This window comes from Clostridium sp. JN-9, assembly GCF_004103695.1.
Taxonomy (GTDB): Bacteria; Bacillota; Clostridia; order Clostridiales; family Clostridiaceae; genus JN-9.
In genome coordinates this window covers 977,488-999,396 of the sequence record NZ_CP035280.1, presented here as the reverse complement: position 1 = coordinate 999,396, position 21,909 = coordinate 977,488, and the positions used below count along the sequence as shown (strand labels likewise).

General features: G+C 31.6%; 19 protein-coding genes and 1 pseudogene. 3 read left to right on the top strand and 17 right to left on the bottom strand.

Annotated features, from left to right (window positions below):
* The first annotated feature begins 4 nt into the window (after nt 1-4).
* The gene (locus tag EQM05_RS04795; RefSeq protein WP_128748984.1) at nt 5-931 is read left to right on the top strand and encodes an alpha/beta hydrolase; all 927 of its coding nucleotides are present in this window, start codon (nt 5-7) and stop codon (nt 929-931) included.
* A gap of 25 nt (nt 932-956) precedes the next feature.
* Here the strand turns inward: EQM05_RS04795 and EQM05_RS04790 are convergent, their stop codons facing one another.
* From EQM05_RS04790 to glgB, 6 genes and pseudogenes are all read right to left on the bottom strand, one after another.
* Nucleotides 957-1,553, bottom strand: coding sequence for a M20/M25/M40 family metallo-hydrolase (locus tag EQM05_RS04790; protein WP_243108117.1), 597 nt, complete (start codon nt 1,551-1,553; stop codon nt 957-959).
* A 150-nt stretch (nt 1,554-1,703) separates the two neighbouring features.
* Nucleotides 1,704-2,876: an RNA-guided endonuclease TnpB family protein gene (locus tag EQM05_RS04785; protein WP_205694168.1), complete on the bottom strand. Its 1,173-nt coding sequence runs from the start codon at nt 2,874-2,876 to the stop codon at nt 1,704-1,706.
* Nucleotides 2,839-3,131 (bottom strand): annotated as a pseudogene (locus EQM05_RS04780) (recombinase family protein); the annotation flags it as partial. The pseudogene EQM05_RS04780 and the gene EQM05_RS04785, both read right to left, overlap by 38 nt.
* Nucleotides 3,132-3,326: 195 nt before the next feature.
* The gene (locus EQM05_RS04775) at nt 3,327-3,584 is read right to left on the bottom strand and encodes a hypothetical protein (protein ID WP_205694167.1); all 258 of its coding nucleotides are present in this window, start codon (nt 3,582-3,584) and stop codon (nt 3,327-3,329) included.
* A gap of 406 nt (nt 3,585-3,990) precedes the next feature.
* Nucleotides 3,991-4,314, bottom strand: coding sequence for a hypothetical protein (locus EQM05_RS04770; RefSeq protein WP_128748982.1), 324 nt, complete (start codon nt 4,312-4,314; stop codon nt 3,991-3,993).
* 458 nt (nt 4,315-4,772) lie between these two features.
* Entirely contained in the window at nt 4,773-6,716 is a 1,944-nt protein-coding gene (gene glgB / locus EQM05_RS04765) for a 1,4-alpha-glucan branching protein GlgB (RefSeq protein ID WP_128748981.1), read from the bottom strand.
* Between the two features lie 443 nt (nt 6,717-7,159).
* Between glgB and EQM05_RS04760 the strand changes: the two genes are divergently transcribed.
* A complete protein-coding gene (locus tag EQM05_RS04760) occupies nt 7,160-7,399 on the top strand; it encodes a hypothetical protein (protein WP_128748980.1) in 240 nt (79 codons plus the stop codon).
* A 32-nt stretch (nt 7,400-7,431) separates the two neighbouring features.
* On the opposite strand, the gene EQM05_RS04755 is transcribed toward EQM05_RS04760, so the two are convergent.
* The 10 genes from EQM05_RS04755 to EQM05_RS04710 form a co-directional block, all read right to left on the bottom strand.
* Nucleotides 7,432-7,620 carry a ferredoxin gene (locus EQM05_RS04755; RefSeq protein WP_128748979.1) on the bottom strand — a complete coding sequence of 63 codons (189 nt, stop codon included), beginning with the start codon at nt 7,618-7,620 and terminating at the stop codon, nt 7,432-7,434.
* A gap of 141 nt (nt 7,621-7,761) precedes the next feature.
* Entirely contained in the window at nt 7,762-9,279 is a 1,518-nt protein-coding gene (locus EQM05_RS04750) for a HAMP domain-containing sensor histidine kinase (protein WP_243108116.1), read from the bottom strand.
* Nucleotides 9,269-9,964: a response regulator transcription factor gene (locus EQM05_RS04745; RefSeq protein ID WP_128748978.1), complete on the bottom strand. Its 696-nt coding sequence runs from the start codon at nt 9,962-9,964 to the stop codon at nt 9,269-9,271. The genes EQM05_RS04750 and EQM05_RS04745 overlap by 11 nt, the downstream gene beginning before the upstream one ends.
* Nucleotides 9,965-10,003: 39 nt before the next feature.
* Nucleotides 10,004-11,170, bottom strand: coding sequence for a glycosyltransferase family 4 protein (locus EQM05_RS04740; RefSeq protein WP_128748977.1), 1,167 nt, complete (start codon nt 11,168-11,170; stop codon nt 10,004-10,006).
* Between the two features lie 219 nt (nt 11,171-11,389).
* A complete protein-coding gene (locus EQM05_RS04735; protein WP_128748976.1) occupies nt 11,390-12,475 on the bottom strand; it encodes a hypothetical protein in 1,086 nt (361 codons plus the stop codon).
* Between the two features lie 65 nt (nt 12,476-12,540).
* Complete coding sequence (locus EQM05_RS04730; protein ID WP_128748975.1) at nt 12,541-13,470, bottom strand: DUF5107 domain-containing protein; 930 nt, start codon at nt 13,468-13,470, stop codon at nt 12,541-12,543.
* Between the two features lie 17 nt (nt 13,471-13,487).
* Nucleotides 13,488-14,645 carry a galactokinase gene (locus EQM05_RS04725; protein WP_128748974.1) on the bottom strand — a complete coding sequence of 386 codons (1,158 nt, stop codon included), beginning with the start codon at nt 14,643-14,645 and terminating at the stop codon, nt 13,488-13,490.
* A gap of 22 nt (nt 14,646-14,667) precedes the next feature.
* On the bottom strand, nt 14,668-16,197 hold the full coding sequence (gene galT / locus EQM05_RS04720) for a UDP-glucose--hexose-1-phosphate uridylyltransferase (RefSeq protein ID WP_128751031.1): 1,530 nt from the start codon (nt 16,195-16,197) through the stop codon (nt 14,668-14,670).
* Nucleotides 16,198-16,269: 72 nt separating this feature from the next.
* Nucleotides 16,270-17,286 (bottom strand): LacI family DNA-binding transcriptional regulator, encoded by a 1,017-nt coding sequence (locus tag EQM05_RS04715; protein ID WP_128748973.1) that lies wholly within the window; start codon nt 17,284-17,286, stop codon nt 16,270-16,272.
* A gap of 385 nt (nt 17,287-17,671) precedes the next feature.
* Complete coding sequence (locus tag EQM05_RS04710; protein WP_205694166.1) at nt 17,672-17,836, bottom strand: hypothetical protein; 165 nt, start codon at nt 17,834-17,836, stop codon at nt 17,672-17,674.
* Between the two features lie 165 nt (nt 17,837-18,001).
* Here EQM05_RS04710 and EQM05_RS04705 point away from each other — a divergent pair, with 165 nt between their 5' ends.
* The gene (locus EQM05_RS04705) at nt 18,002-19,861 is read left to right on the top strand and encodes an IS1634 family transposase (protein WP_128748972.1); all 1,860 of its coding nucleotides are present in this window, start codon (nt 18,002-18,004) and stop codon (nt 19,859-19,861) included.
* A gap of 134 nt (nt 19,862-19,995) precedes the next feature.
* Here the strand turns inward: EQM05_RS04705 and selB are convergent, their stop codons facing one another.
* On the bottom strand, nt 19,996-21,906 hold the full coding sequence (selB, locus tag EQM05_RS04700) for a selenocysteine-specific translation elongation factor (protein WP_128748971.1): 1,911 nt from the start codon (nt 21,904-21,906) through the stop codon (nt 19,996-19,998).
* Nucleotides 21,907-21,909: the final 3 nt, after the last annotated feature.

Genomic DNA, 21,909 nt, shown 5'->3' with positions numbered 1-21,909 from the left:
TTATATGTTAAATCATTTAGAAGGTAAATTTAATACATTTGATGGCATTGAATTATTTTATACTAAAGATACAGTAGATTCTGCAAAGGCAGTAATTGTAATAGTACATGGACTTTGTGAACACTCAGGAAGATATGATTATTTAACAAAAAGATTAAATGATTTTGGTTATACGGTTTATAGATTTGATAATAGGGGGCATGGAAAATCTGGAGGAGAAAGAGGTTATGTGGAAAACTTTCAGGACTTTTTTAAGGATGCCGATAAAGTTGTAGATATGGCTTTAAAAGAAAATAAAGGGTTACCTGTATTTATGTTTGGTCATAGTATGGGAGGATTTATTGCTGCAGGCTATGGAATAAAATATAAAAATAAGTTAAAGGGCCAGATATTATCAGGAGCTGCAGTTATAGAGCCACCTGCTTTTAAAAGTTTAAAAGAAGATGGCTATTTTGAAAAGCATCCAAGAGAAAAATCGCCTAATCTATTAGCCAAACTTATGTGCAGAGATAAAGATGTAGTTGAAGACTATAATAATGACCCTTTTGTACTTAAAGAAACTAATATAAAACTCTTAGGGGAAGTATTTATAAAGGGCTCTAGATGGATTAAAGATGTAGTTGAAGACTATAATAATGACCCTTTTGTACTTAAAGAAACTAATATAAAACTCTTAGGGGAAGTATTTATAAAGGGCTCTAGATGGATTAATGAAAATATTAAAAACTATGAGTATCCATGTCTCATACTTCATGGAGAGATGGATAGACTAGTTAAAGCTGAGGCTTCTAAATGGATGCTTAACAATATTAGTTCAAGTGATAAATCTATAAAAATATATCCTGAATGTTATCATGAAATATTAAGTGAAAAAAATGAAAAAGAAAGTGTTATACAGGATATACATAAATGGATTGAAGAAAGAATCTAATTCTTTGAGAATCAAATAATTTTCCCTAGTTATTATTTAAAAAATCCAGAGCAAATTGTACATGCAATGCTGTACCATACTTTAGGTAATCTTCATCAATCTTAAACTTTTCATTATGAGGATAGTATATACTTCCCTTTTCCTCATTTCTATATCCAAGCATTGCATAAACCCCTTTAGTATGTTGAAAATAATATGACATGTCCTCTGATCCCATTAATTTCGGTAAAGCTATATTTTTACCTTTTCCAAAGACTTTTTTAGAAGCATTATCCGCTATTGCTGTTAATTCATCATCATTATAAAGGCTGAGTGCACTTTGCTCTATGGTTGTATCAACCTTGATCTCATAAGCATCTGCGATAGCCTTTGCATGTCTTTTTATTGCTTCATGCACTACTTCTCTAACCTTAAGGTCAAAGTATCTCATTGAAATATCAATATCTGTGTATTTACCAATAACATTTGCCTTTGTTCCTCCAATGAACTTTCCTACTGAAAGAATTATTGGCTGCTGTGAATCAACATTTTTAGTTACTATTCCCTGAAGATCAGTAACAAAAATACATGCCGGGTAAATAGTATCCTTTGCAAGGTTTGGAGCTGAGCTGTGTCCTGACACTGCTACTCAAAATATGGTCAAATGTATCCATACTGAGAAAATTCCTGTTTCATTGTACTCTGCCTTGCCTAAGCTACTACAGTTTGTATAGCACTCCACAGGCGTAAATTCCCGAAATAGCCCTCGGTACACATATAAGCGCTTGTTTAATTAAGCTATCTTATATTCTTTAGCATTAGCTAAATTGATTGAAGCATTTAAATCTCTATCAATAGAAGTATTGCAATTATCACATTTATACACCCTATCTGATAGTTTTAAATCCTCTTTAATATTTCCGCAGCAGCTACAAGTTTTACTACTTGGATAAAATCTATCAACTATTCTTACTTCAATACCATTTTGTTTACTTTTTGAAATAAGTTTTGTTCTAAATTCATAAAACTTTTGCTGTGCAACTGCCTTTGCTAAATGACGGTTCTTCATCATTCCTTTTATATTTAAATCTTCTATTGTTATAAAGCTTGGTTTTTGCTTTATTAACTCACTTACTGTTTTATTAATATAATCAGTTCTAATATTTGTAAGTCTTTGATGAAGTTTTTGCACCTTGACCATTTGTTTTTGGATATTTTGATGAGCAGCTTCCCCTTTCTCTTTTTTATTTCTTAATTTTAAACTTTCATATTTCCTTGAAAGTTTTCTTTGCTCACGTTTTAGTTTCTTTTCTACTTTTTTAACTGTTTTAGTTTTATTAATATTTTTCTTAGTTAAACCATCACTACAAATTGCAAAATCTTTGAGTCCCAAATCCACCCCTATTCCTTCAGAACAACGTTTATTATTAATCTTTATATCTTCTTCAACTAATACAGAAACATAATATCTGTCAGCTTTTTGACTTACTGTTCCACTTGTTATTCTGCCATTAGCTGGTATATAGCCGTATTCTTTGAGCCTAATCCAGCCTAAAGTTGGTATTTTAATCCTATGTCTTTCAATAGTCCAGTCTGTTTCATTGTTTTTAGGAAAGTAGGCTTTAACATCTTGGTTTTTCTTTTTCTTGAATTTTGGGAAACCAGCTTCACCTTTGAAGAACTTCTTAAAGGCTTTTTCTCCATTCATAATAGCCTGCTTAACTGATTTTGAAGATACTTCTTTTATCCATACTTTATCTTTATTATTAGGGATATACTCATTATTAAGCCATTTAGAAAAATCCATGCCGCTAACAAACCGTTTTTCTTTTTCATAAACTTCCTTATTATGAGCGATGTAAAAGTTATAGACAAATCGACTTACTCCAATGGTTTGATGTATTTTAGTTATTTGTTCTTTGGTTGGTTTAATCTCTGTTTTGTATGCTCTTTTCAACTTCTTCATCTTCCTTTATCTCTTTTTTATACTTTCTTAAACCATAAATTCTGCAGCTAAAAACATGAAGTATTGAGATTACAGATGTCATTCACTCATCAATAAGTTTATCCCATTTTTGCGATTATAATTCAATCCACTCCCATAATCTTCAATCACTTCATCTACAATAATTCCTTTTGCATTAGCATATTGTTTAAGAAATATAACTTGATTTTTTAAATCATCTTTTTGATTAGAAGTTGAAACCCTTGTATATATAACTACCTTTAATAATTCAGCAAATTCTTTAGGCTTATAGTTCTTACTCAAATATAATCACTCCCTTTTTGGTGATTATATTATATCATGCCTGAATATATTTACATATAAATTTATAAACTATTTTATTTCTCCTTCAAATCTAACATAAATAGTATCGCAGCCTGCCATTTACAATGCCTTACAAATAGCTATAGTTCAGATATTTTTGCTACTATAATATTCAACATAGTTATTATATAGTAGTAAAATAGTTACAGAAAAGCATAAAGCTATTACATTTTCTTTTATAAATCCAGTTATAATTAGAATTGGTAAAGTCATAAAATAAATACCGAAAACTATATATATTGTCTTCCATATCTTACTGTTTCTATCACCATTTATATTTTTAAATTTTATACTAGGGAAACGTATTCCATACACTATCTCTGTAATTCCTAATATTTCAATCATCAATAATAAAGCATCACTTGAATTTATATTCATCCACATCACTACCAAATATTAATAACTTCTTATGTAGATACTAAAATTATATACTTTTATATTACATAATAATAAACAAATTGTATTAAACAAGTAAATTATACTGGAATAAGTAATTTAACACAATATATTTATAACAACCAAAAAAGTCTTTTGTTCCATATATCCTTTTTTTAGAATGACCCTAATGATGTGAAATTTTAATACTTTCTATTTATTAATTTAATACTTAATATTGAGATTATATTATTAAATAAATGAATAATTATTGGGGTTAATATATTTTTAGACATAATATAAGAAATTGCTAACACCAGCCCTAAAACAAAATCGGAATAAGGATGCATTGATCTTTACTCAAGTCTAAATATTCTTATTTTTTATGATTACCTTTGTAAATTTTTAAATCCCGTATAAAAGCTACTACAAAGATTACCTCTAACAAAAATGTAATAACTAAAATTGGAAATGTATATTCTTTTGAAAAAGAAATACACATGACACCTATTCCTGCATAAATAATTATTGAAAACAAATCATAAAATATGTCCTTCAGTTTAGAACTATTGCTTGTGTTATCTTCTAGTTTGTGCCAGCTTCTCTTTAATCCCCTATTTCCTCCAGTATTAGCCCCTATTTCAAGGATAATAAATATAACTAATAAATTAATAGCAGTTTTTAATATAATCTCCCACACTAAATTTCACCTCTCTACATATTACTACTATATTATTATAATTAAGTAAATATTTGTTTGCTTAATTATACCATGTATATAATGTAATAAAATTTCAAAAAATTTACATCCATGATAGTATATAAAAAGGTTTATATGGGCAGATAATATTGAAAAAAATAAGGTTGCACAAGCCCTATAAGTGAATTTTAAATATATATTTTTAAACTGGTCTACGCTTTAATAATTTCATCTATCTTTTTTTCTATGGATTCAAGTTTAATTGAGTTCTTTCTTACTTACGTTTCAAGACCACTTACTTTGCCCTTAAGCCCTTCCTGACCTTCTAGTAATTTCACAAGTATATCTCTTATTTCAGTATCCAACCACATCACCTCACTTTAGTTAATCATATCATATTAAATAATTAATTTATAGCCCTAATCATTTACACTGAAGGTTCACAAAATTATACATCCTTATTTGTTATTGACTCTTTGAACTTTATACTTTGTATTACGTACCAGCTTATAATATGGTTTAATTATTGCTACGGCAAGAGGCGGCACCTTAGTCATAACGTAGTAAGGCTCATTGTTCCACTTTTCATTAAAGCTTGTTAGGATTTCTTTGTTAACCTGTCCTGACCCTCCGTATTTTTCGCTGTCACTGTTAAATACTTCCCTATAGCATATTTTTTCAGGAACACCTAATTTATAATCATAATGCACCACTGGAGTGAAATTACAGATAAATATCAGATAGTCCCTTTTATTTTTGCTTTTTCTCATAAAGGTCACTATGCTCTGCTCGTAGTTCTGATTATCTATCCAGCTGAATCCCTCATAGGTATGGTCAAGCTGCCACAAGCTGGCCTGATTTTTATAGAATTTGTTTAAATCTATAACGTACTGCTGCAGCATTTTATGCTGAGGATACAAGAGAAGGACCCAGTCCAGCTGTTTTTTAAAGTTCCATTCTATAAACTGTCCAAATTCTCCTCCCATGAAAAGCAGTTTTTTACCTGGATGTCCAATCATATAGCCATAGAATAGCCTTAAGTTGGCAAACTTCTGCCAGTAGTCACCAGGCATTTTATCCAGCAGCGACTTTTTCCCGTGCACCACTTCATCATGTGAAAGAGGAAGTACAAAATTCTCTGTGAAGGAATATACTATGGAAAATGTAACATTATTGTGATGCCACTTTCTATATATAGGATCCATCTCCATATATGTCAGCATGTCATTCATCCATCCCATATTCCACTTGTAATTAAACCCTAACCCTCCTAAGTATGTAGGGGCAGTTATCATGGGCCATGTAGAGGACTCTTCAGCAATTACCAAAGGATTATCCACATTTTTAAATATGGCTTCATTAAGTTTTTTAATAAAATCTACTGCATCTAAATTCTCATTTCCTCCAAATTTATTTTTTACATTGCTATTCCATTTCATACCGTAATCCAAATAAAGCATATTTGCCACTGCATCTACTCTGATTCCATCAATATGATAATATTTAAACCAGAACAGTGCATTGGAAATCAGGAAACTTTTAACCTGAGGCTTTTCAAAGTTGAAATTTGCTGTACCCCAGTCATAGTTTTCTCCTCTTAATGGATCCTTATGTTCAAATAAGTGGGTTCCATCAAAATTATAAAGGCCGTGATCATCCTTGCAGAAATGCCCGGGCACCCAGTCTAAAATTACACCCAGTCCTATTTCATGGCACTTATCTACAAGGTACATAAAGTCCTTTGGAGTTCCATACCTGCTGGTTACAGCATAGTAACCAGTAATCTGATATCCCCATGAATCATCAAGAGGGTGCTCCATAATAGGTAAAAATTCAATATGTGTATATCCCATTTTTGAAGCATATTCAGGAAGTTCCTGAGCCAGTTCTTTATAAGAATAAAAGGTTCCATCCTCATGAGTTTTCCATGAGCCAAGGTGAACTTCATATATGTTCATGGGAGAGCTGTATGGATTTTTATTTTTTCTTTCCTCCATCCAGTTTTTATCCTTCCAGTTATATCCTGCCACCCTATATATGGAAGATGCCTTATCAGGTCTTACTTTAGAGAAAAATGCAAATGGGTCTGCTTTTTCCACTGGAATGCTGTTTTCCTCTGAATAAACTTCATACAAATATCCCTGTTCCTCTTTTGCTTCAGGTATAAATAACTGCCATATTCCAGTTTTCTTATTTAACTTCATGGCATAATTTTCTCCATTCCAGCCGTTGAAGTCTCCCTTAATATTTACTCTCACTGCATTTGGTGCCCATAGTGAAAATTTTACTCCCTGAACTCCGTTTATTTTTCTAATATGGCTTCCAAGCATCTCATAGCATTGATAATTAGTACCTGAATTGAAGCTGTCTTTAATTGTTTTAGCTGCTTTTTTATTTTTCATATAGCCCACCTTTTAGGGAAACATTACTGAAGTTTTAAGTTATTTCCCTTATCCACGTTTTTATTTATATTATATATATAATTCTACGAAAATTCATTAAATCCTTGTATTTTATAATTTCATAATATAAATAATATAAATATAAATATTTCATATTATTTAATAATAACTATTGACAAGTAATAAGAATGGGTATATTATTTAAACATAGAAAGAAGTTATTATTTATTACCCCCTTAATAAATAGTAATTATTCCAAAATATTTTGCTTATTATGTTAATATATTGTTTGGTTGACGCTTAATGGACTCCCCCATTTAATACCTCCTAACGACATATTAAAAATAAAAAACTTAATTAACATACTTAAGCAATATGAGCCTCCATATTAAATATATGGGGGTTTATTTCTATGTCAAAATTGTATATAAAGCATATAATATATGAGAATCAATATTTTATGGTTAAATATGAATAATAAAAATGATGATTTAGAACAGTCATTTAGTGGAGTTAACACGTACATCGGCATTGAAACATCTTCTGATGATGATTCCTGTCCTAATATCTGTGTGGAATTTAAAATTAGTCCAAGAGTGTTTGCCATTGCCTTTGCTTTAAGTGTTTTAGAAAAAAATTGTGATGACCATGAGGAAGATAATAACAAGACAGCAGATATGTAAATAATCTTTACTTATCTGCTGTCTGCATAATTTTATTCTACATGTATAGCATTAACCGGGCAGTTTTCTTCGGCTTCTTTTGCTCCACTTATTAAGTCATCTTTTAGTTCTTCGGGAATAGCTACAGCCTTACCATCATCATCCATGCTGAACACATCAGATTCTATGGTAGGACATAATCCACATCCAATACAGGTATCTTTATCAACAAAAGCCTTCATAAGAAATTCCTCCTATAATTTTATTTATTTTAAGTGTTCCCTTAAGAAATGTTAAATATGCTATAGCATTGCATTTAATATTTTTTAAGTTCCACCATACTTATATATTATCATTCTTTTAAATAAATTCTGTAACAAAGGTTACTTTTTATTTAGTTTTACTGTAAAAATTATATCTGGTTTATTATAAACCGCATTTATAGTGCCTCCATGGAGTTCCACTATGCTTTTAGCAATAGCAAGTCCAAGTCCGCTGCCTCCTGTTTCTCTTGATCTGGATTTTTCTGCTCTGTAGAATCTTTCAAATATTCTCTCCACATCTTCTTTAGATACATCATTACATTTATTTTCCACCTTAATAAAAACATAATCTTTTTCACTGGAAAGAGAAAGCTTTACTACTCCTGGCTTTATGCTGTATCTAATAGCATTTATAAGTAAATTTTCAAATACCCTTACCATTTTATCAGCATCTATATTTACATTTATTTTTTCTTTCTGAAGGTTTTTCTCTATGATTATTTTATTTTCTTCACAAATAGGCACCAGTTCATCAGTTAACTGCTGCAATAGTTCATTAATGTCTATTACTTTTTTATTCAAAGTAACGCCTTTACTTTGAACCTTTGTGTATTCAAAGAGATCATTTATCAATGACTGCAGTTTTTCGGATTTATTGTAGGCAATATTTACAAACTCCTCCAGCTGTGTGTCATCTTTATATTTTTTATCTTTTATAAGACCTAAATATCCTTTTATTGATGTGAGAGGGGTCCTTAAATCATGGGATACATTAGTAATAAGATCATTTTTAGTTTCTTCAATCTGTCTTTCCTTATCAATTTTATTCTTAAGCTTTTCAGCCATGTCATTAATATTGTCTGCCAGAGAAGCAATTTCATCATTTCCAACCTTTTTTATTCTATAATCCAGGTTTCCCTTTGATATTTCATATAGTCCTGAGGAAACACTTTCTATATACTGCATTTTTCTGCTGGTTATAAAATAAAAGCTTATAATAAAAGCAGCAAAGGCAAAAAGCACTGCCAGCAGTGAATTATCATATTTATCATATACTACTGTTCCATATGGAATTCCCTTTACAACTACATAACCGTAACCGTCTGTAAAGCTTATGGGATACAGGCTGTTATACTCCTTGTTCTCATAAACAATTACACCTTTACCATTCTTATAATGAACTTTATCATCCCTGTCCATGACATTTTTTAAAATGCTGTATACATCAATCTTTTTTTCTGCCGCATTACTGCTGTGGTAAAGTACATTGCCTTCTAAATCACAAATAAGCACCTTAATACTGCTGTCCTGGTCTTGTATCTTAACCACAGTATTGATTTTACTGCTGTCATTTTTACTTACCTTTTGTTCTTTAAAAAAGCTGGAGATTTCATAGGCAGTATCAGATATATGCTTAATCCCTGCGCTGTAATCAATTCTTGCATTTCTAGGGCTGTTGTTCATAAAGTTACCCACTATTTTCATAAAAAATACTGAAATGATTAAACATAATCCAAATACAAGTACAAGCTGCAGCCTTATGCTGTGATCAACATTCTTTTTTGACAATTCATATACCTTAACTGATGGGGAAAAAATCTTTTTAATAAACTTTTGAAGCTTTAATTTAATTTTCAACTTTGTATCCAACTCCCCATATGGTTTTTATATATTTAGGCTTTCTAGGGTCTTTTTCAATCTTCTCTCTTATTTTTCTTATATGAACCATAACTGTGTTGTCTGCTTCAAAATAATCTTCCTTCCACACTGCTTCATATATTTTTTCAATATTAAAAACCACACCTTTGTTTTTGCAAAGAAGAAGCAGAATATCAAATTCCCTTGGGGTAAGTTTAACTTCCTTATCATCCACTGTAACTTTATGTGTATTTTCATTAATTACCAGATCATCAATTTCAATTATCTCGCTTTCATTAAAATTATTATTATTTAGCTTTTTATATCTTCTAAGCTGTGATTTTACCCTTGCAATAAGCTCCAGAGGATTAAATGGCTTTGCCACATAGTCATCTGCACCTGTGGTAAGTCCCATTATTTTATCCATATCTTCACTTTTTGCAGATAGCATTATTATAGGTAAATTCCTCTTTTCTCTTATTTTAATGCAGGTTTCCATGCCATCCATTACAGGCATCATAACATCTAAAATAACTAAATCAACTTTTTTTGTATTTAATAAATTTAATGCCTCCGCACCATTATCGGCCTTAAAAACAGCATAGCCTTCATTTGTTAAGTAAATTTCTATTAAATCCCTGATTTCTTTTTCATCGTCAACCACAAGAATGGTTTCCTTATCCATAACATCCCCACCTTTATTATCCCCCGCGATTTTATAGTTTTAAACTGCCATCTCAACATACTTTTTACTGCATATTAGTTCTGTATATATTTTTTCTACTTCTCTTCCAAAAGTCTCCTTTGAATATTCATTTGATTTTTCAAGGCAGTTATACTTCATTTCATGCAGTAATTCTTTATTAATTAATTTTAATTTATTATTAAATTCTTCAGCATTATCATAAGTAAATCCAGTTTTATTATCTATTATAATTCCATCAATGCATTTATCATACTTACATAGCACAGGACATCCGCAGGCTAATGATTCAATATAGGTTAATCCCTGGGACTCGCTGGTTGAAGCTGTAACAAAAATGTCTGATGTTTTATAGTATTTATAAACCTTATCAGGTGAAACCATACCTGCAAAAGCCACTTTATTTTCAATATTAAGCTTATTTACCTTGTCTTTAAGTATATTAAGGTATGGGCCTCCTCCCACTATGAGAAACCTGTAGTTGTCATCTTCACAGCAGGATGTTTTAAACAAATCTATAATTTCTTCAATATTCTTTTCCTTTGCAATTCTCCCTAAATACATTATAACTTTATTTTCTTTATTAAATCCATATTTCTCTCTTAAATCATTTCTTTCCTGTTCACTAAATGGTTTCTGGAATTTACTTAAATCAATACCTGTAGGTACAATGCTAACCTGAGTTTCTACTCCATATTCCTTCAGTACATCTCCTACCTTTCCTGTTGGTGCAATAACTCTGTCCATACTGTTCAGCAGAAGCTTTATCAATTTAGCAGCTCTTGGTCTATTTATAATCTTGCCTTTTAGAAAATACTGAAGATAATCCTCATACATAGTGTGATAAGTATGTATTTGAGGAATCTTAAGCTTACTTGCTATGCTCTTTGCATCAATCATAGTTGTAAATTCCGTTTGAGAGTGAATAATATCAGGTGACCATTCAATAATTTCATTTATTAATTTACTGTTAAAGGGCCTTCTCACCCTTGCATCAGGATATATATGAAGTCTGAATGATTTCAAATAATATACATCCCCGTCTACATAATCGTATCCCTTCTGTGAAAGAGTTATTATTCTCACATCATGACCTAATTCTTTTAACTGCTTATACAAATTTGATATTGACGTAACAACACCATTAATCATGGGTAAATATGTATCTGTAGTAATTAATACTTTCATTTTGTTTATACCTCCCTCAGGTAATCTTGTTACAAATACAATTATAAAGAGAATACCTTAATAAAAAGTCATAACAAATCTTAAAGTTTCCTTAATAAAAATCACTCCTAGTACATTATTTATCTTTGTTTATATAATTATACATAATTTCCTTCATTTGTAGTCACATTTTTTTGTATTAAAAAAGAACTGCAGATTTTATGCAGTCCTTGCATTATTTTAAAGATAACTTTTTATTCTTTCTATAATATTATTTCTCAGCTCATCAACTGCTGCAAAATTCATTTGAGGTATATAGCTCTTTTCCATGTCATCATGCTTCATCTTAGCTGTATTGATTCTTTTAAAAGCCTCATTAAGCAGCATTTCTTTCATTTCCTCATCCCTGTTTATGAAACTTTTCTTAGGCTGCAGTTTATCAGCTATTATGGCTTTATCTAAATTAATAGTTTTATAGCATTTTCCTTTCATGCTGCTGTCTGTTGTAAGTGCTATGCCAAGCTCCTCAATTACTACTGTCTGAATTCTTTCTGGATTGAGAGGCTGGTGATAAATCTCCACGTCATAGCCCTTCAGCATATATTCTTTGGCCAGAATATTCAGCATTTCACTTGCACCTTTTGTATTAATTCCTTGTAATAAGCAGCATTTAAATGCATCAGTTATTATTGTTTCTATATAATCCACTATTCCATTTGGTGTTATGGCACTGTGAAACAAATGCCTCTCTTTACCATGTCTGAACTTGACTGCTGCATGATCGGTTAATTCATCTTTTAAATCTAACACCAATTTGTCAAACTCAGCTTTGTCAGAAACTTCCCATGCAGCTGTTTCTATATCATCCTGCAGCTCCTTTGCCCCCATAAGATAGTGATAGGAACTATTAAACATTTCCTTTATTTCTTTGCTTAAGGAAAGTATATTCTGCCTTTCCAGCTTAAAGCCTTTTTCATTCCAGAACTCTCCAAAATTCAGTATCTCATCAACAGCACCAGGATTTTTAGGGTCCACCACATGGGGTGCTGTTCCATCCAAAATTGCCACCTTAGCCTGTCTGATCACTATACCATCCAAAGAGTTGTTATCTGAAGAACAGTGATGCAGTTCTATATCACAGCCCATGCTTAGAAATTCCCTTGCTATTGCCTTCATAAAGCTGCTCTTGCCAACACCTGGGCCGCCCTTTATACAAAATATTCTATTTGCTTCATCATTAGGGATTATATAGTCATAAAATGAGTGAAATCCTTTGTAAGTATTACTTCCAGGAAATACTTCCTTAATGCTGCCTTGTTTTACCATATATTATCCTCCATAATATACTATTACATTTTATATTATGAAAATTAATAAAAATGGTTAATATTTTATTTCAGCTCAATTTCTATTTTGAACTTAAGTGTTTCCCCTGACTTTAATATTTGAATTTTATTTTCCCTGGAGGCAGTGTCTATGCTGTCATAAAATCCGTTAGTGGGCTCCATGGCACAGTTGTAATCTCCTCTGAATCCACCCTCAGTTACCCAGAAGCCCAAATATGGAAGCTTGTGATTATCAAAATATACATTATAAGTTACATCTTTAGCTGGATAATATGCACCGCATTTTCCATGCTTGATTTCCCCTAGAACATAATACTTTTCTTCATTAGCTGCCGAGGAATCAAGTATTGTGTCTAAATATATGTGTTTCCCATTGATGTCACTTGTTAATGGAAAATTATGCACCTTTGAAACTTCACCTAAATATCTGCTTTTATGCACATTTATCACTTTATCAGTTCCTTTAGGGAATAAAAGCTTCATATCTTTTTCACAGTTAATTAAGCAGTGCATTGCAAAGATGCATGGAAATTCAGCTTTACCCCTGTTTTCTATAGAATATTCAACTATTACTCTGTCACCCTGTAAATGTATATTTTTTTTATAGCTGTAATCTAAAATCTTGCTGTTATATTTAAGCATTACTGTTTCATCATTTATTTTATAGTCAAATTTTGCACTCCATATTTCACCATGATCAGGATATTCTATATTTTTGCCTGCAGCCATTACACTGCTTTTATCTATGGTTAGAAAGGCATCATCAAAACCTGCAGCATCATATTCATCGAATGGTGCATATATTTCGGGAGTTTTGTAAAACTCCTCCTTATTCTGAAACAGAAGTTCAAAGTTCTTATCCTTTCTGAATATTGAAGCTATTTTCCCTCCTAATTCAGGAATAATTACAACTTTTAGAGAGCTGTTTTCAATTTTTACAGCATCTCTTTGTTTGAATTTTACTTTTGAAATCATTTTAATCACCTTCAGTTTTATATTTCTCCAGTACCTTCACCAATTCCGCTGAGATAAAAGCTTGGCTCATATCCTATTATATTTTTATAATTTTCTCGTACTATATTCATAAAATTATCTACTTCTGTATTTTTAACAATTGCCAGAGCACATCCTCCAAAGCCTGCTCCTGTCATTCTTGCTCCCAGGCATCCTTTAACCTTTAAAGACTCACTGACAATTGTATCAAGTTCTTTTCCTGATACTTCATATAAATCTCTAAGTGAATCATGGGACTTAGTTAGAAGCTGCCCGAATTTCTCAATGTCACCTTCATTTAGATATCTATATGCATCCTTTGTTCTTTCATTTTCATATACTGCGTGTTTTGCTCTTTTTCTTACATTTTCTTTTTCAATTAAATGCTCCATATTGTTAAATTCATCCACAGTTAATTCACACAATGCATTTATTTTTTTCCATGTCTGTAGTATTTTAAGGGCCTCTTCACATTCTGCTCTTCTTTCATTGTATTTTGATTCATTTAAAGATCTTCTCTTATTAGTATTTAAAACAACTATACAATTATCCTTAAGATCCACATTACAATAACTGTATTTTAATGTATTGCAGTCCAGAAGTATGGCCTTATTTTTCTTACCCATTCCTATGGCAAACTGATCCATTATTCCGCAGTTTACCCCTACAAAATTGTTTTCTGCCTTCTGGCAAAGCTGTACAAGTTCAACTCTGTCTAATTTTCCTCCATTAAATAAATTATCAATAATCACTGCCATGAGCACTTCCAGTGATGCAGAGGATGAAAGACCTGCACCATTAGGAATATTTCCGCTTACCAGTATATCCATACCTGAAATACTATAGCCCTTTTTCATCATTTCCACTATAACGCCCTTAGGATAATTTGCCCAGTCATCTTCTTTGCTGAACTTTATATTGTCAACATCTATCTGCACCTTTAATGGAAAGTTTGTAGATGCAAAATTTATCTTCCTGTCCTTTCTTTCTCTCACACATCCATATGTTCCGAAGTCCAGCGCACAGGGAAGAACATATCCTCCATTGTAATCTATATGCTCTCCAATAAGATTAACTCTTCCAGGAGAATGAAATGTCCTTATTTCTCCCATTCCATAAAGTTTTATAAACTCTTCTCTTAACTCCTTGATTTCCATAGTGCTCCCCCCATATTAATTATTAAAAATTAACTTTATTTAAAAATTTTATGAATCCTTTAAATCCTTCTTCATTCCTCTTATAAACTCCGGCATCCATAAGAACCTGAAGAAATCTGCTTCCTACTTCCATTTTAATTACTTCACTGCTGTCACTGCTGCTTAGATTTGCACCATATTTTGCTATAAGCTCTTCTGTCCAGTGCAGATGCTTATATAAACAGTGTGTGCTGCAGTTTTTAATTTCATTAAGCAATTCCAGATTTCCCTGAAGTATGCTTTCAATATCCTTAAGCTCTGTATTTAGCCTTGCAGGAAGTATTGCAAGTCCCATTACCTCTATTAATCCTATATTCTCCTTTTTTATGTGATGAAGCTCTTTGTGAGGATGAAATATCCCATCAGGATACTGCTGTGTTGACCTGTTATTTCTCAGCACAATATCCATTTCAAATTCACCTGATTTATTTTTTCTGGCTATAGGTGTTACTGTGTTATGAGGTATTAATTTTCCATTTTCATCTGTAAAAGCCAGAATATCCAGTTTCTCATCACTATAGCACCTCCATGTATTAAGTATCTTTGAAGAATATTCCACAATTTTATCAGCATTCTTTGAAATAAGTCTTATAACAGACATAGGCCATTTTAAAATTCCAGCTTTAATTTCATTATCTCCAGTTGGAAAATAATACTGAACTTCTGCATTTTCCATTGGAAAGCTATGTCTTCCTCCCTGAAAATGCTCATGGCTTAATATTGATCCTCCTACAATAGGCAGATCAGCATTGGAGCCAATAAAATAGTGTGGAAACTGTTTTACAAAGTCCAGCAGTCTTTCGAAGGTTTTGTTTGAAATTTTCATAGGCACATGTTTTTCATAAAATACTATACAGTGTTCATTATAATAAACATAAGGTGAATACTGTAAAAACCACTGCTCATGGCTCAAGGTCACTGGTATGACCCTGTGATTCTGTCTTGCAGGGCGATTTATATTTCCCGAATACCCAACATTTTCAAGGCATAATAGACATTTTGGATAGCCGCTTTGGGGCATAAGTCTGCTGGCTTCTATGTCTTTAGGATCCTTTTCAGGCTTAGACAGGTTAATTGTGATTTCCAAATTGCCATAATCAGTTTGTGCCTGCCAATATAGATTTTTTGATATTCTGTCCATTCTTATATATTTAGATGATTTTGACAGCTTATAGTATTCATCTGTTGCCTGCTTTGGTCCTTTTTTGTTATATATATCATAAAAATTCTTAGCTACCTCGGACTGCCTTGGCATAAGTACACCCATAACCCTTGTATCAAATAAATCTCTGGCAGTTGTTGTATTGCTTGATAAAAGCCCATGGCTAAAGGCATAGTCAGTAATATTATTTAAAATTTCCTGGGGTCCTTTAATATCTTCATAAGCTGCCTTCTCCAAATTAGGCTCATTAACTTTTAACAAATCAAGCAGGGCATTCCTTGAAGGTATAATGTCCATTTCTTCAATAATTTTATTTTTTAGTGCAAATTGCAGCAATCTTTCAATTTCCATTGTTATATTTATTTCTCTCAAATTATCACCTCATGTTTTTATAGAAATCCTTTTCTATAAGTATAATATGCATTATTTGGCTTCACCACAGCTCTGACGAATAACCAGTCTTGTGTCAAGCACTACTTTTCTGTTTACATCAAATCCATATGATATAATATCTAACAGCTCCAGTGCTGCCTTATGTCCAATCTGCTTCATATTCAAATCCACAGAAGTTAATTTTGGATTGCTTATTTCAGCCAGCAGAGTATTATCAAATCCTATTACGGAAATATCACCTGGAACACTTATTCCAGCATTGCTGCAGGCATTCAGGATACCTACTGCCATCATGTCATTGCAGGCAAAAAATGCTGTAGGAATGTTATTGCCTGAAAACAGCTTTTCCACTGCCTTTTGTGTATCTAAAACTGCATTTATGCTGTTACCATTTCCAATATTAATGACTTTACTATATGATAGTTTATTCTCCTTTATCATATTCTTGTACATTTCTTCCTTAATATCATAGGAATAACTTTTATATCCTCTTACCAGGGCGATTTTACTATGTCCCAATTTCAAAAGATAATCAAACGCTTCCATAGTTCCTGTTTCCTCGTTATAGGATATGGAATTACATTTGTATCCCTTAGTACCTCCATTAACAACTAATAAAGGTATGGATTTTGAAATTTTTTCAAAATAGTGATTATGAAAATTATCCATAGTAGGATCTATAACTATTATGCCATCGGCCTGCCTTGATACAAGCTCATCTATAATCTCAGCTTCTTTTAAAGGGTCAGCAGATGTATTGCAAAGAGATATTATATATCCATTTCTCTTTAGATATTTTTCAATTGATTCAACCACTGTAGGAAAGAATAAATTTGTTAGTCCAGGCACTACAACTCCTATATTGGAAGTTTTTCTTGTAATTAAACTTCTGGCCATGCTGTTTGGCTTAAAATTTAACTTTTTAATTGCCTCTTCAACTTTTATTCTTGTTTCCAGTTTTACTGGATAATTATTATTTAATACTCTTGATACAGTAGATATTGAAACCTTGGCCTCTTTTGCCACATCAACTATAGTGGATCTCATATTATCACCCTTTAAAATTATTGTATTATGACCTTTTACTCATACTAATTATATTATGGCCTACTCATAATATAAGCTTTAAGAAAACCTTTTCTAAGATAAGTATAAAACTACTACAATTAATAAAATTTAAAAAGTAATTTGTAATAAAAACCTTACCACATGTTTTTATTATACCTTATTTCATGAATAATTCAATAATTTAATTAAAAAAGCAGAGATTTCGCATCTAAATTCCAGTAAAAGATTTACTTTTACTGGAATTGTATTTTATTGTACTTTCTTACATGGCTGGTAAATCAACAGACCGATATGTCGAAAAAATAGTTATAATTACCCTTACCCTAAGAAATTTTAATAATCGATTTCCAATTTTATTTTTATATTAAGTCTTTTTAAATATTGGATTATTCCAGTTGTCATCTATAGTAAATCTTTCATCTTTTATATCTTCAATAATATCTATTTGAAGCATCCGTTTCTTTCTAAAACCTCTGATACATCTAAAAAAATATAACTGCATCAGATTAAACGCTATAATTATAAACATCAGTACTCGGGTTTTCAACACTTACTCCAATACATAATGAACTTATATGGTCAGAAAATGCTTTAAATACAAGGCTTTCCTGATTTTTTTCTTGTCAAATTTTGCGTTTTATATGTTGTATGGTGTTGTATTATATGTTATAATAGAAGTGAGGTGTGATATTATATGAAATTGAATTACGATAAAAAATCTAAAGATCCTACTTACTTCATTCAGATGGGAATCAGAAATGGTAAGAAGACCACTACAAAAAATGTAAAACGAATTGGAAAATATTCTGAGCTGCTAGCAATTACCACTGATCCTCTTGAATATGCAAAAAAGCAGGTTGAGGAATTCAATAAAGAATATAAGGAAGGGAAAATCGACATAAACTTAAAGGTTGACTTTAGCGAAAAGCTTTCACCTACAAAAAATATCGCATCCAAATCCGCGCTACTTAATGTCGGTTATTTTATTCTGCAACATATATATCACGACCTCAAACTTTCAGATTTTTTTCATGATATCAACAGTAATTCAAAGATTACCTTTGATTGTAATACAATCAACCGTTTCCTTACCTTTGCAAGGATTTTAGAACCAACATCAAAACTAGGGACATTTGACAAACTTGATTCCTATTACGAAAAACCATACTTTGAATACCAGCATATTTTACGCTTCATGGATTTGTTAGAGGATAACTACGACGAATATTTGGAACATTTATTCATTAATAGTAATAACATCATAAAAAGAAACACTTCCATATGTTATTTCGACTGTACAAATTATTATTTTGAATCAGAAGATGAGGACGATGAATACGTAGATGAAGCCACTGGCGAGATTCTCAAAGGTCTTCGCAGATACGGCCTTTCAAAAGAACACCGTCCCAATCCAATTGTGCAGATGGGCCTATTTATGGACGGAGATGGAATCCCTATATCAATGTGCATTAACTCTGGTTCTGACAATGAGCAGAAATGTGCAGTTCCACTGGAACAGAAAATCACAAAAATGTTTAAAAATAAACAATTCATTTACTGTGCTGATGCAGGACTTGGCTCATTTAATATAAGAAAATTTAACTCCATGGGTGGAAGAGCCTTTATTGTAACCCAGTCTGTAAAAAAACTTTCAGACAAACTAAAGGAAGCTGTTTTTAATGATTTTGATTATCGTCGGATTTCTGATGATTCTCCTATTACTATCAGTTTTATGAAGGGATTCGATAGATTTGATAAAAAGAATTTACCCATTTATAACGATACTGTTTACAAAATCATAGATGCAGACAGCGCCATGGATGTTGGCCTATATGAAAAGAGAACATATAAAAACGGTAAGTCCAGAATTGTAAAATCAAAAGCATTTCTAAAGCAAAAAATCATAATTACATTTTCAAGAAAAATGATGGAATATCAAAGGCATATCAGAAATGCGCAGATTGAACGGGCTAAGAACTTACTCAACAATCAAAATATAGATAATATAAAAAAGGGACCTCATGATGTTACACGTTTCATCAAAAGGACATCAAAAGGTAATAATGGTGAAAAAGCCTCTGATCACTATGAAATTGATCAATCTATCATTGATAGAGAAGAAAAATATGATGGGTATTACGCAGTTGCCACAAATTTGGATGATGATGCTAAATCAATACTTACTATAAATTCAAACCGTTATAAAATCGAGGATTGTTTTCGGATACTAAAAAGCAATTTTAATGCAAGACCAGTTTATCACAGAAATCGCAACAGGATTATTGCACACTTCATGATTTGTTATACGTCTTTACTAATTTATCGTTTGCTTGAAAACAAGCTAGACCTGCAAGGAACACATTTTACAGCAGATGATATTCTTGAAACGCTACGTAATATGAATGTCATGAATACACAGGATGCTTTTTATACAGCAACATATACAGGAAGCCAAGTATGTACAGCGTTAAATGGCCTATTTAATTTAGGCTTAGATAAAAAATATTATCTTCCTAAAGAACTGAATAAGAAAATAAAAAAATTTCTAAGTTGATGTTTTCATACAACATTTTTAAAATAAGAAAAGAGAAGGAAAGCCTCTATTTACTGGGGTTCCTTCTCTAAATTTTTATTTAAGTGTTGAAAATGAGTATATATTATAAAAAGTCAAATAATTTGATCTTTGCATTAATCTTGGAGCACTCTTTTGTCATCAATTCTCTTTGTTAATTTGATGCTGTCAAAATTCTCTAACAGCGCTACTGCATACTTTCTTGAAGTATTTAATAAATCTCTCCACTGTGCAGCAGTTATGCTTCCATTTTTTTTAATATAATCATATATTAATTTCTTTGCTTCCTCATAACAGTTTTTCTCAAGTATGCACTCCTCTGAAACTTTAACAAGCTCACCGGATAGAATAAGAGAATCAAATACCTTTTTAAAAGTTTTTTTATCACTTTCTCCATTATCCAGTTCTTCATATTTAGGAGGTGCATATTTTGCAGAAGAATAACTATTTAAAATATATTCCTTAATATTTTGCTGTTCCTTACTGTAAATAATCTTAAAGTTAAATAAACATATATAATTATTATGGATATCAATTATTTCATCTTTTTTTAGTATTTCCAAAAGTTCATCATAAACCTTCTGCCTTAGATTTTTCCCAAATACCTTAGTTTTAATCTCTTCTTTTGATATTCCTGGCAATAACTCATTTTCATTATGAAACTTCTCTAAAATAGATTTTATCTGCTGAGCCTTTAAATTCAAAAAGTTCTTATGCACATAAACAGTTTTATCTGAATTGCCAAGAGCTATAATTTTACCTTTATTAACTAACTCATTAAGCTTTTCATCTATTGACTCTACATTTTTTCCAAGGGCTTTTAAAATATCAAGCCTTTCAGGATATAAACTGCTAAGCTTATCAACGGTACTTTCCAAGATATCTTCTATTTTACCGCTTTCTTTAACCATGAGATCTGCTAAATATTTTTTGTCAAACTGTTTTGCTTTTTTTGCTGCAGGTTCTATTATTGTTCCACCGCCAATGGTATGCATTGGTGAATAGCTTCTTATAACAAATCTGTCATTTCTCTGACTTGTTAAAGGTTTTTCCAGTCTAAGCTGCACAAAACCGCTTTCACCAGGGTTAATGATTTCCTTATCTAAAAGTATAATTCTGCATAATATTTCGCTGGTTCCATGATATAATCTTACTCTTTGTCTATTTTCTAAAGGCTTTGATGCACTTTTTAAATAGTAAATTCTGCAGTCCAGCATCATGGATGGTTCCATAAGCTTTTCTACTGAAATAACATCACCTCTTTTAACCTGGCTGCTTTTAATATTAGCTAAATTCAGTGCAGTTCTCTGACCTGCCTCAGCGAATTTTACAGATTTATCATGCACTTGTATTCCTCTGACTTTAACCACTGTCTTAGAAGGATATATTTCTACAGCATCACCCTCTTGAACTTTGCCGCTTATCACTGTTCCCGTAACTACAGTTCCAAATCCGCTTATAGAAAAGCTTCTGTCTACAGGTAATCTGAAATGTCCCTCTGTGTCCTTAGCTTCAACCTGTTCAGCTGCCTTATCAATTTCAGAAATCAGCTCCTTAATACCAGCTCCAGTCTTAGATGATACAGGTATTATTGGAGCATTTTCCAGAAATGTTCCTTTGAATTCTTCACTTACATCTTCCTTTACCATTGAAAGCCAGTCGTCATCAACCATATCTATTTTAGTTAATACTACAATTCCCTTTTTAATATTTAAAAGCTGCAATATTTCAAAGTGTTCTCTGGTTTGAGGCATAATTCCTTCATCTGCTGCAATTACAAGAAGAACCATATCTATGCCGCTTACACCAGCCAGCATATTCTTAATGAATTTCTCATGTCCCGGAACATCAATAATGCCTGCCCTTTTCCCAGAAGGAAGATCAAAAAAAGTAAATCCTAAATTTATGGATATTCCCCTTTCTTTCTCCTCCCTTAGGGTATCAGTTTCTTTACCAGTTAAAGCTTTTATCAGAGTTGTTTTACCATGGTCTATATGACCTGCAGTTCCTATAATAATATGCTTCATGTT

Excerpts from the sequence above, each read along its gene's own strand:
- EQM05_RS04725 (WP_128748974.1), bottom strand. The coding sequence starts at position 14,645 with ATGGAAATCAAGGAGTTAAGAGAAGAGTTTATAAAACTTTATGGAATG.
- EQM05_RS04730 (WP_128748975.1), bottom strand. The coding sequence starts at position 13,470 with ATGATTTCAAAAGTAAAATTCAAACAAAGAGATGCTGTAAAAATTGAA.
- EQM05_RS04710 (WP_205694166.1), bottom strand. The coding sequence starts at position 17,836 with ATGTTTATAATTATAGCGTTTAATCTGATGCAGTTATATTTTTTTAGA.
- EQM05_RS04735 (WP_128748976.1), bottom strand. The coding sequence starts at position 12,475 with ATGGTAAAACAAGGCAGCATTAAGGAAGTATTTCCTGGAAGTAATACT.
- EQM05_RS04785 (WP_205694168.1), bottom strand. The coding sequence starts at position 2,876 with ATGAAGAAGTTGAAAAGAGCATACAAAACAGAGATTAAACCAACCAAA.
- galT (WP_128751031.1), bottom strand. The coding sequence starts at position 16,197 with ATGGAAATTGAAAGATTGCTGCAATTTGCACTAAAAAATAAAATTATT.
- EQM05_RS04795 (WP_128748984.1), top strand. The coding sequence starts at position 5 with ATGTTAAATCATTTAGAAGGTAAATTTAATACATTTGATGGCATTGAA.
- EQM05_RS04760 (WP_128748980.1), top strand. The coding sequence starts at position 7,160 with ATGAGAATCAATATTTTATGGTTAAATATGAATAATAAAAATGATGAT.
- EQM05_RS04705 (WP_128748972.1), top strand. The coding sequence starts at position 18,002 with ATGAAATTGAATTACGATAAAAAATCTAAAGATCCTACTTACTTCATT.
- EQM05_RS04715 (WP_128748973.1), bottom strand. The coding sequence starts at position 17,286 with ATGAGATCCACTATAGTTGATGTGGCAAAAGAGGCCAAGGTTTCAATA.
- EQM05_RS04740 (WP_128748977.1), bottom strand. The coding sequence starts at position 11,170 with ATGAAAGTATTAATTACTACAGATACATATTTACCCATGATTAATGGT.
- EQM05_RS04775 (WP_205694167.1), bottom strand. The coding sequence starts at position 3,584 with ATGATTGAAATATTAGGAATTACAGAGATAGTGTATGGAATACGTTTC.
- selB (WP_128748971.1), bottom strand. The coding sequence starts at position 21,906 with ATGAAGCATATTATTATAGGAACTGCAGGTCATATAGACCATGGTAAA.
- EQM05_RS04755 (WP_128748979.1), bottom strand. The coding sequence starts at position 7,620 with ATGAAGGCTTTTGTTGATAAAGATACCTGTATTGGATGTGGATTATGT.
- EQM05_RS04745 (WP_128748978.1), bottom strand. The coding sequence starts at position 9,964 with ATGGATAAGGAAACCATTCTTGTGGTTGACGATGAAAAAGAAATCAGG.
- glgB (WP_128748981.1), bottom strand. The coding sequence starts at position 6,716 with ATGAAAAATAAAAAAGCAGCTAAAACAATTAAAGACAGCTTCAATTCA.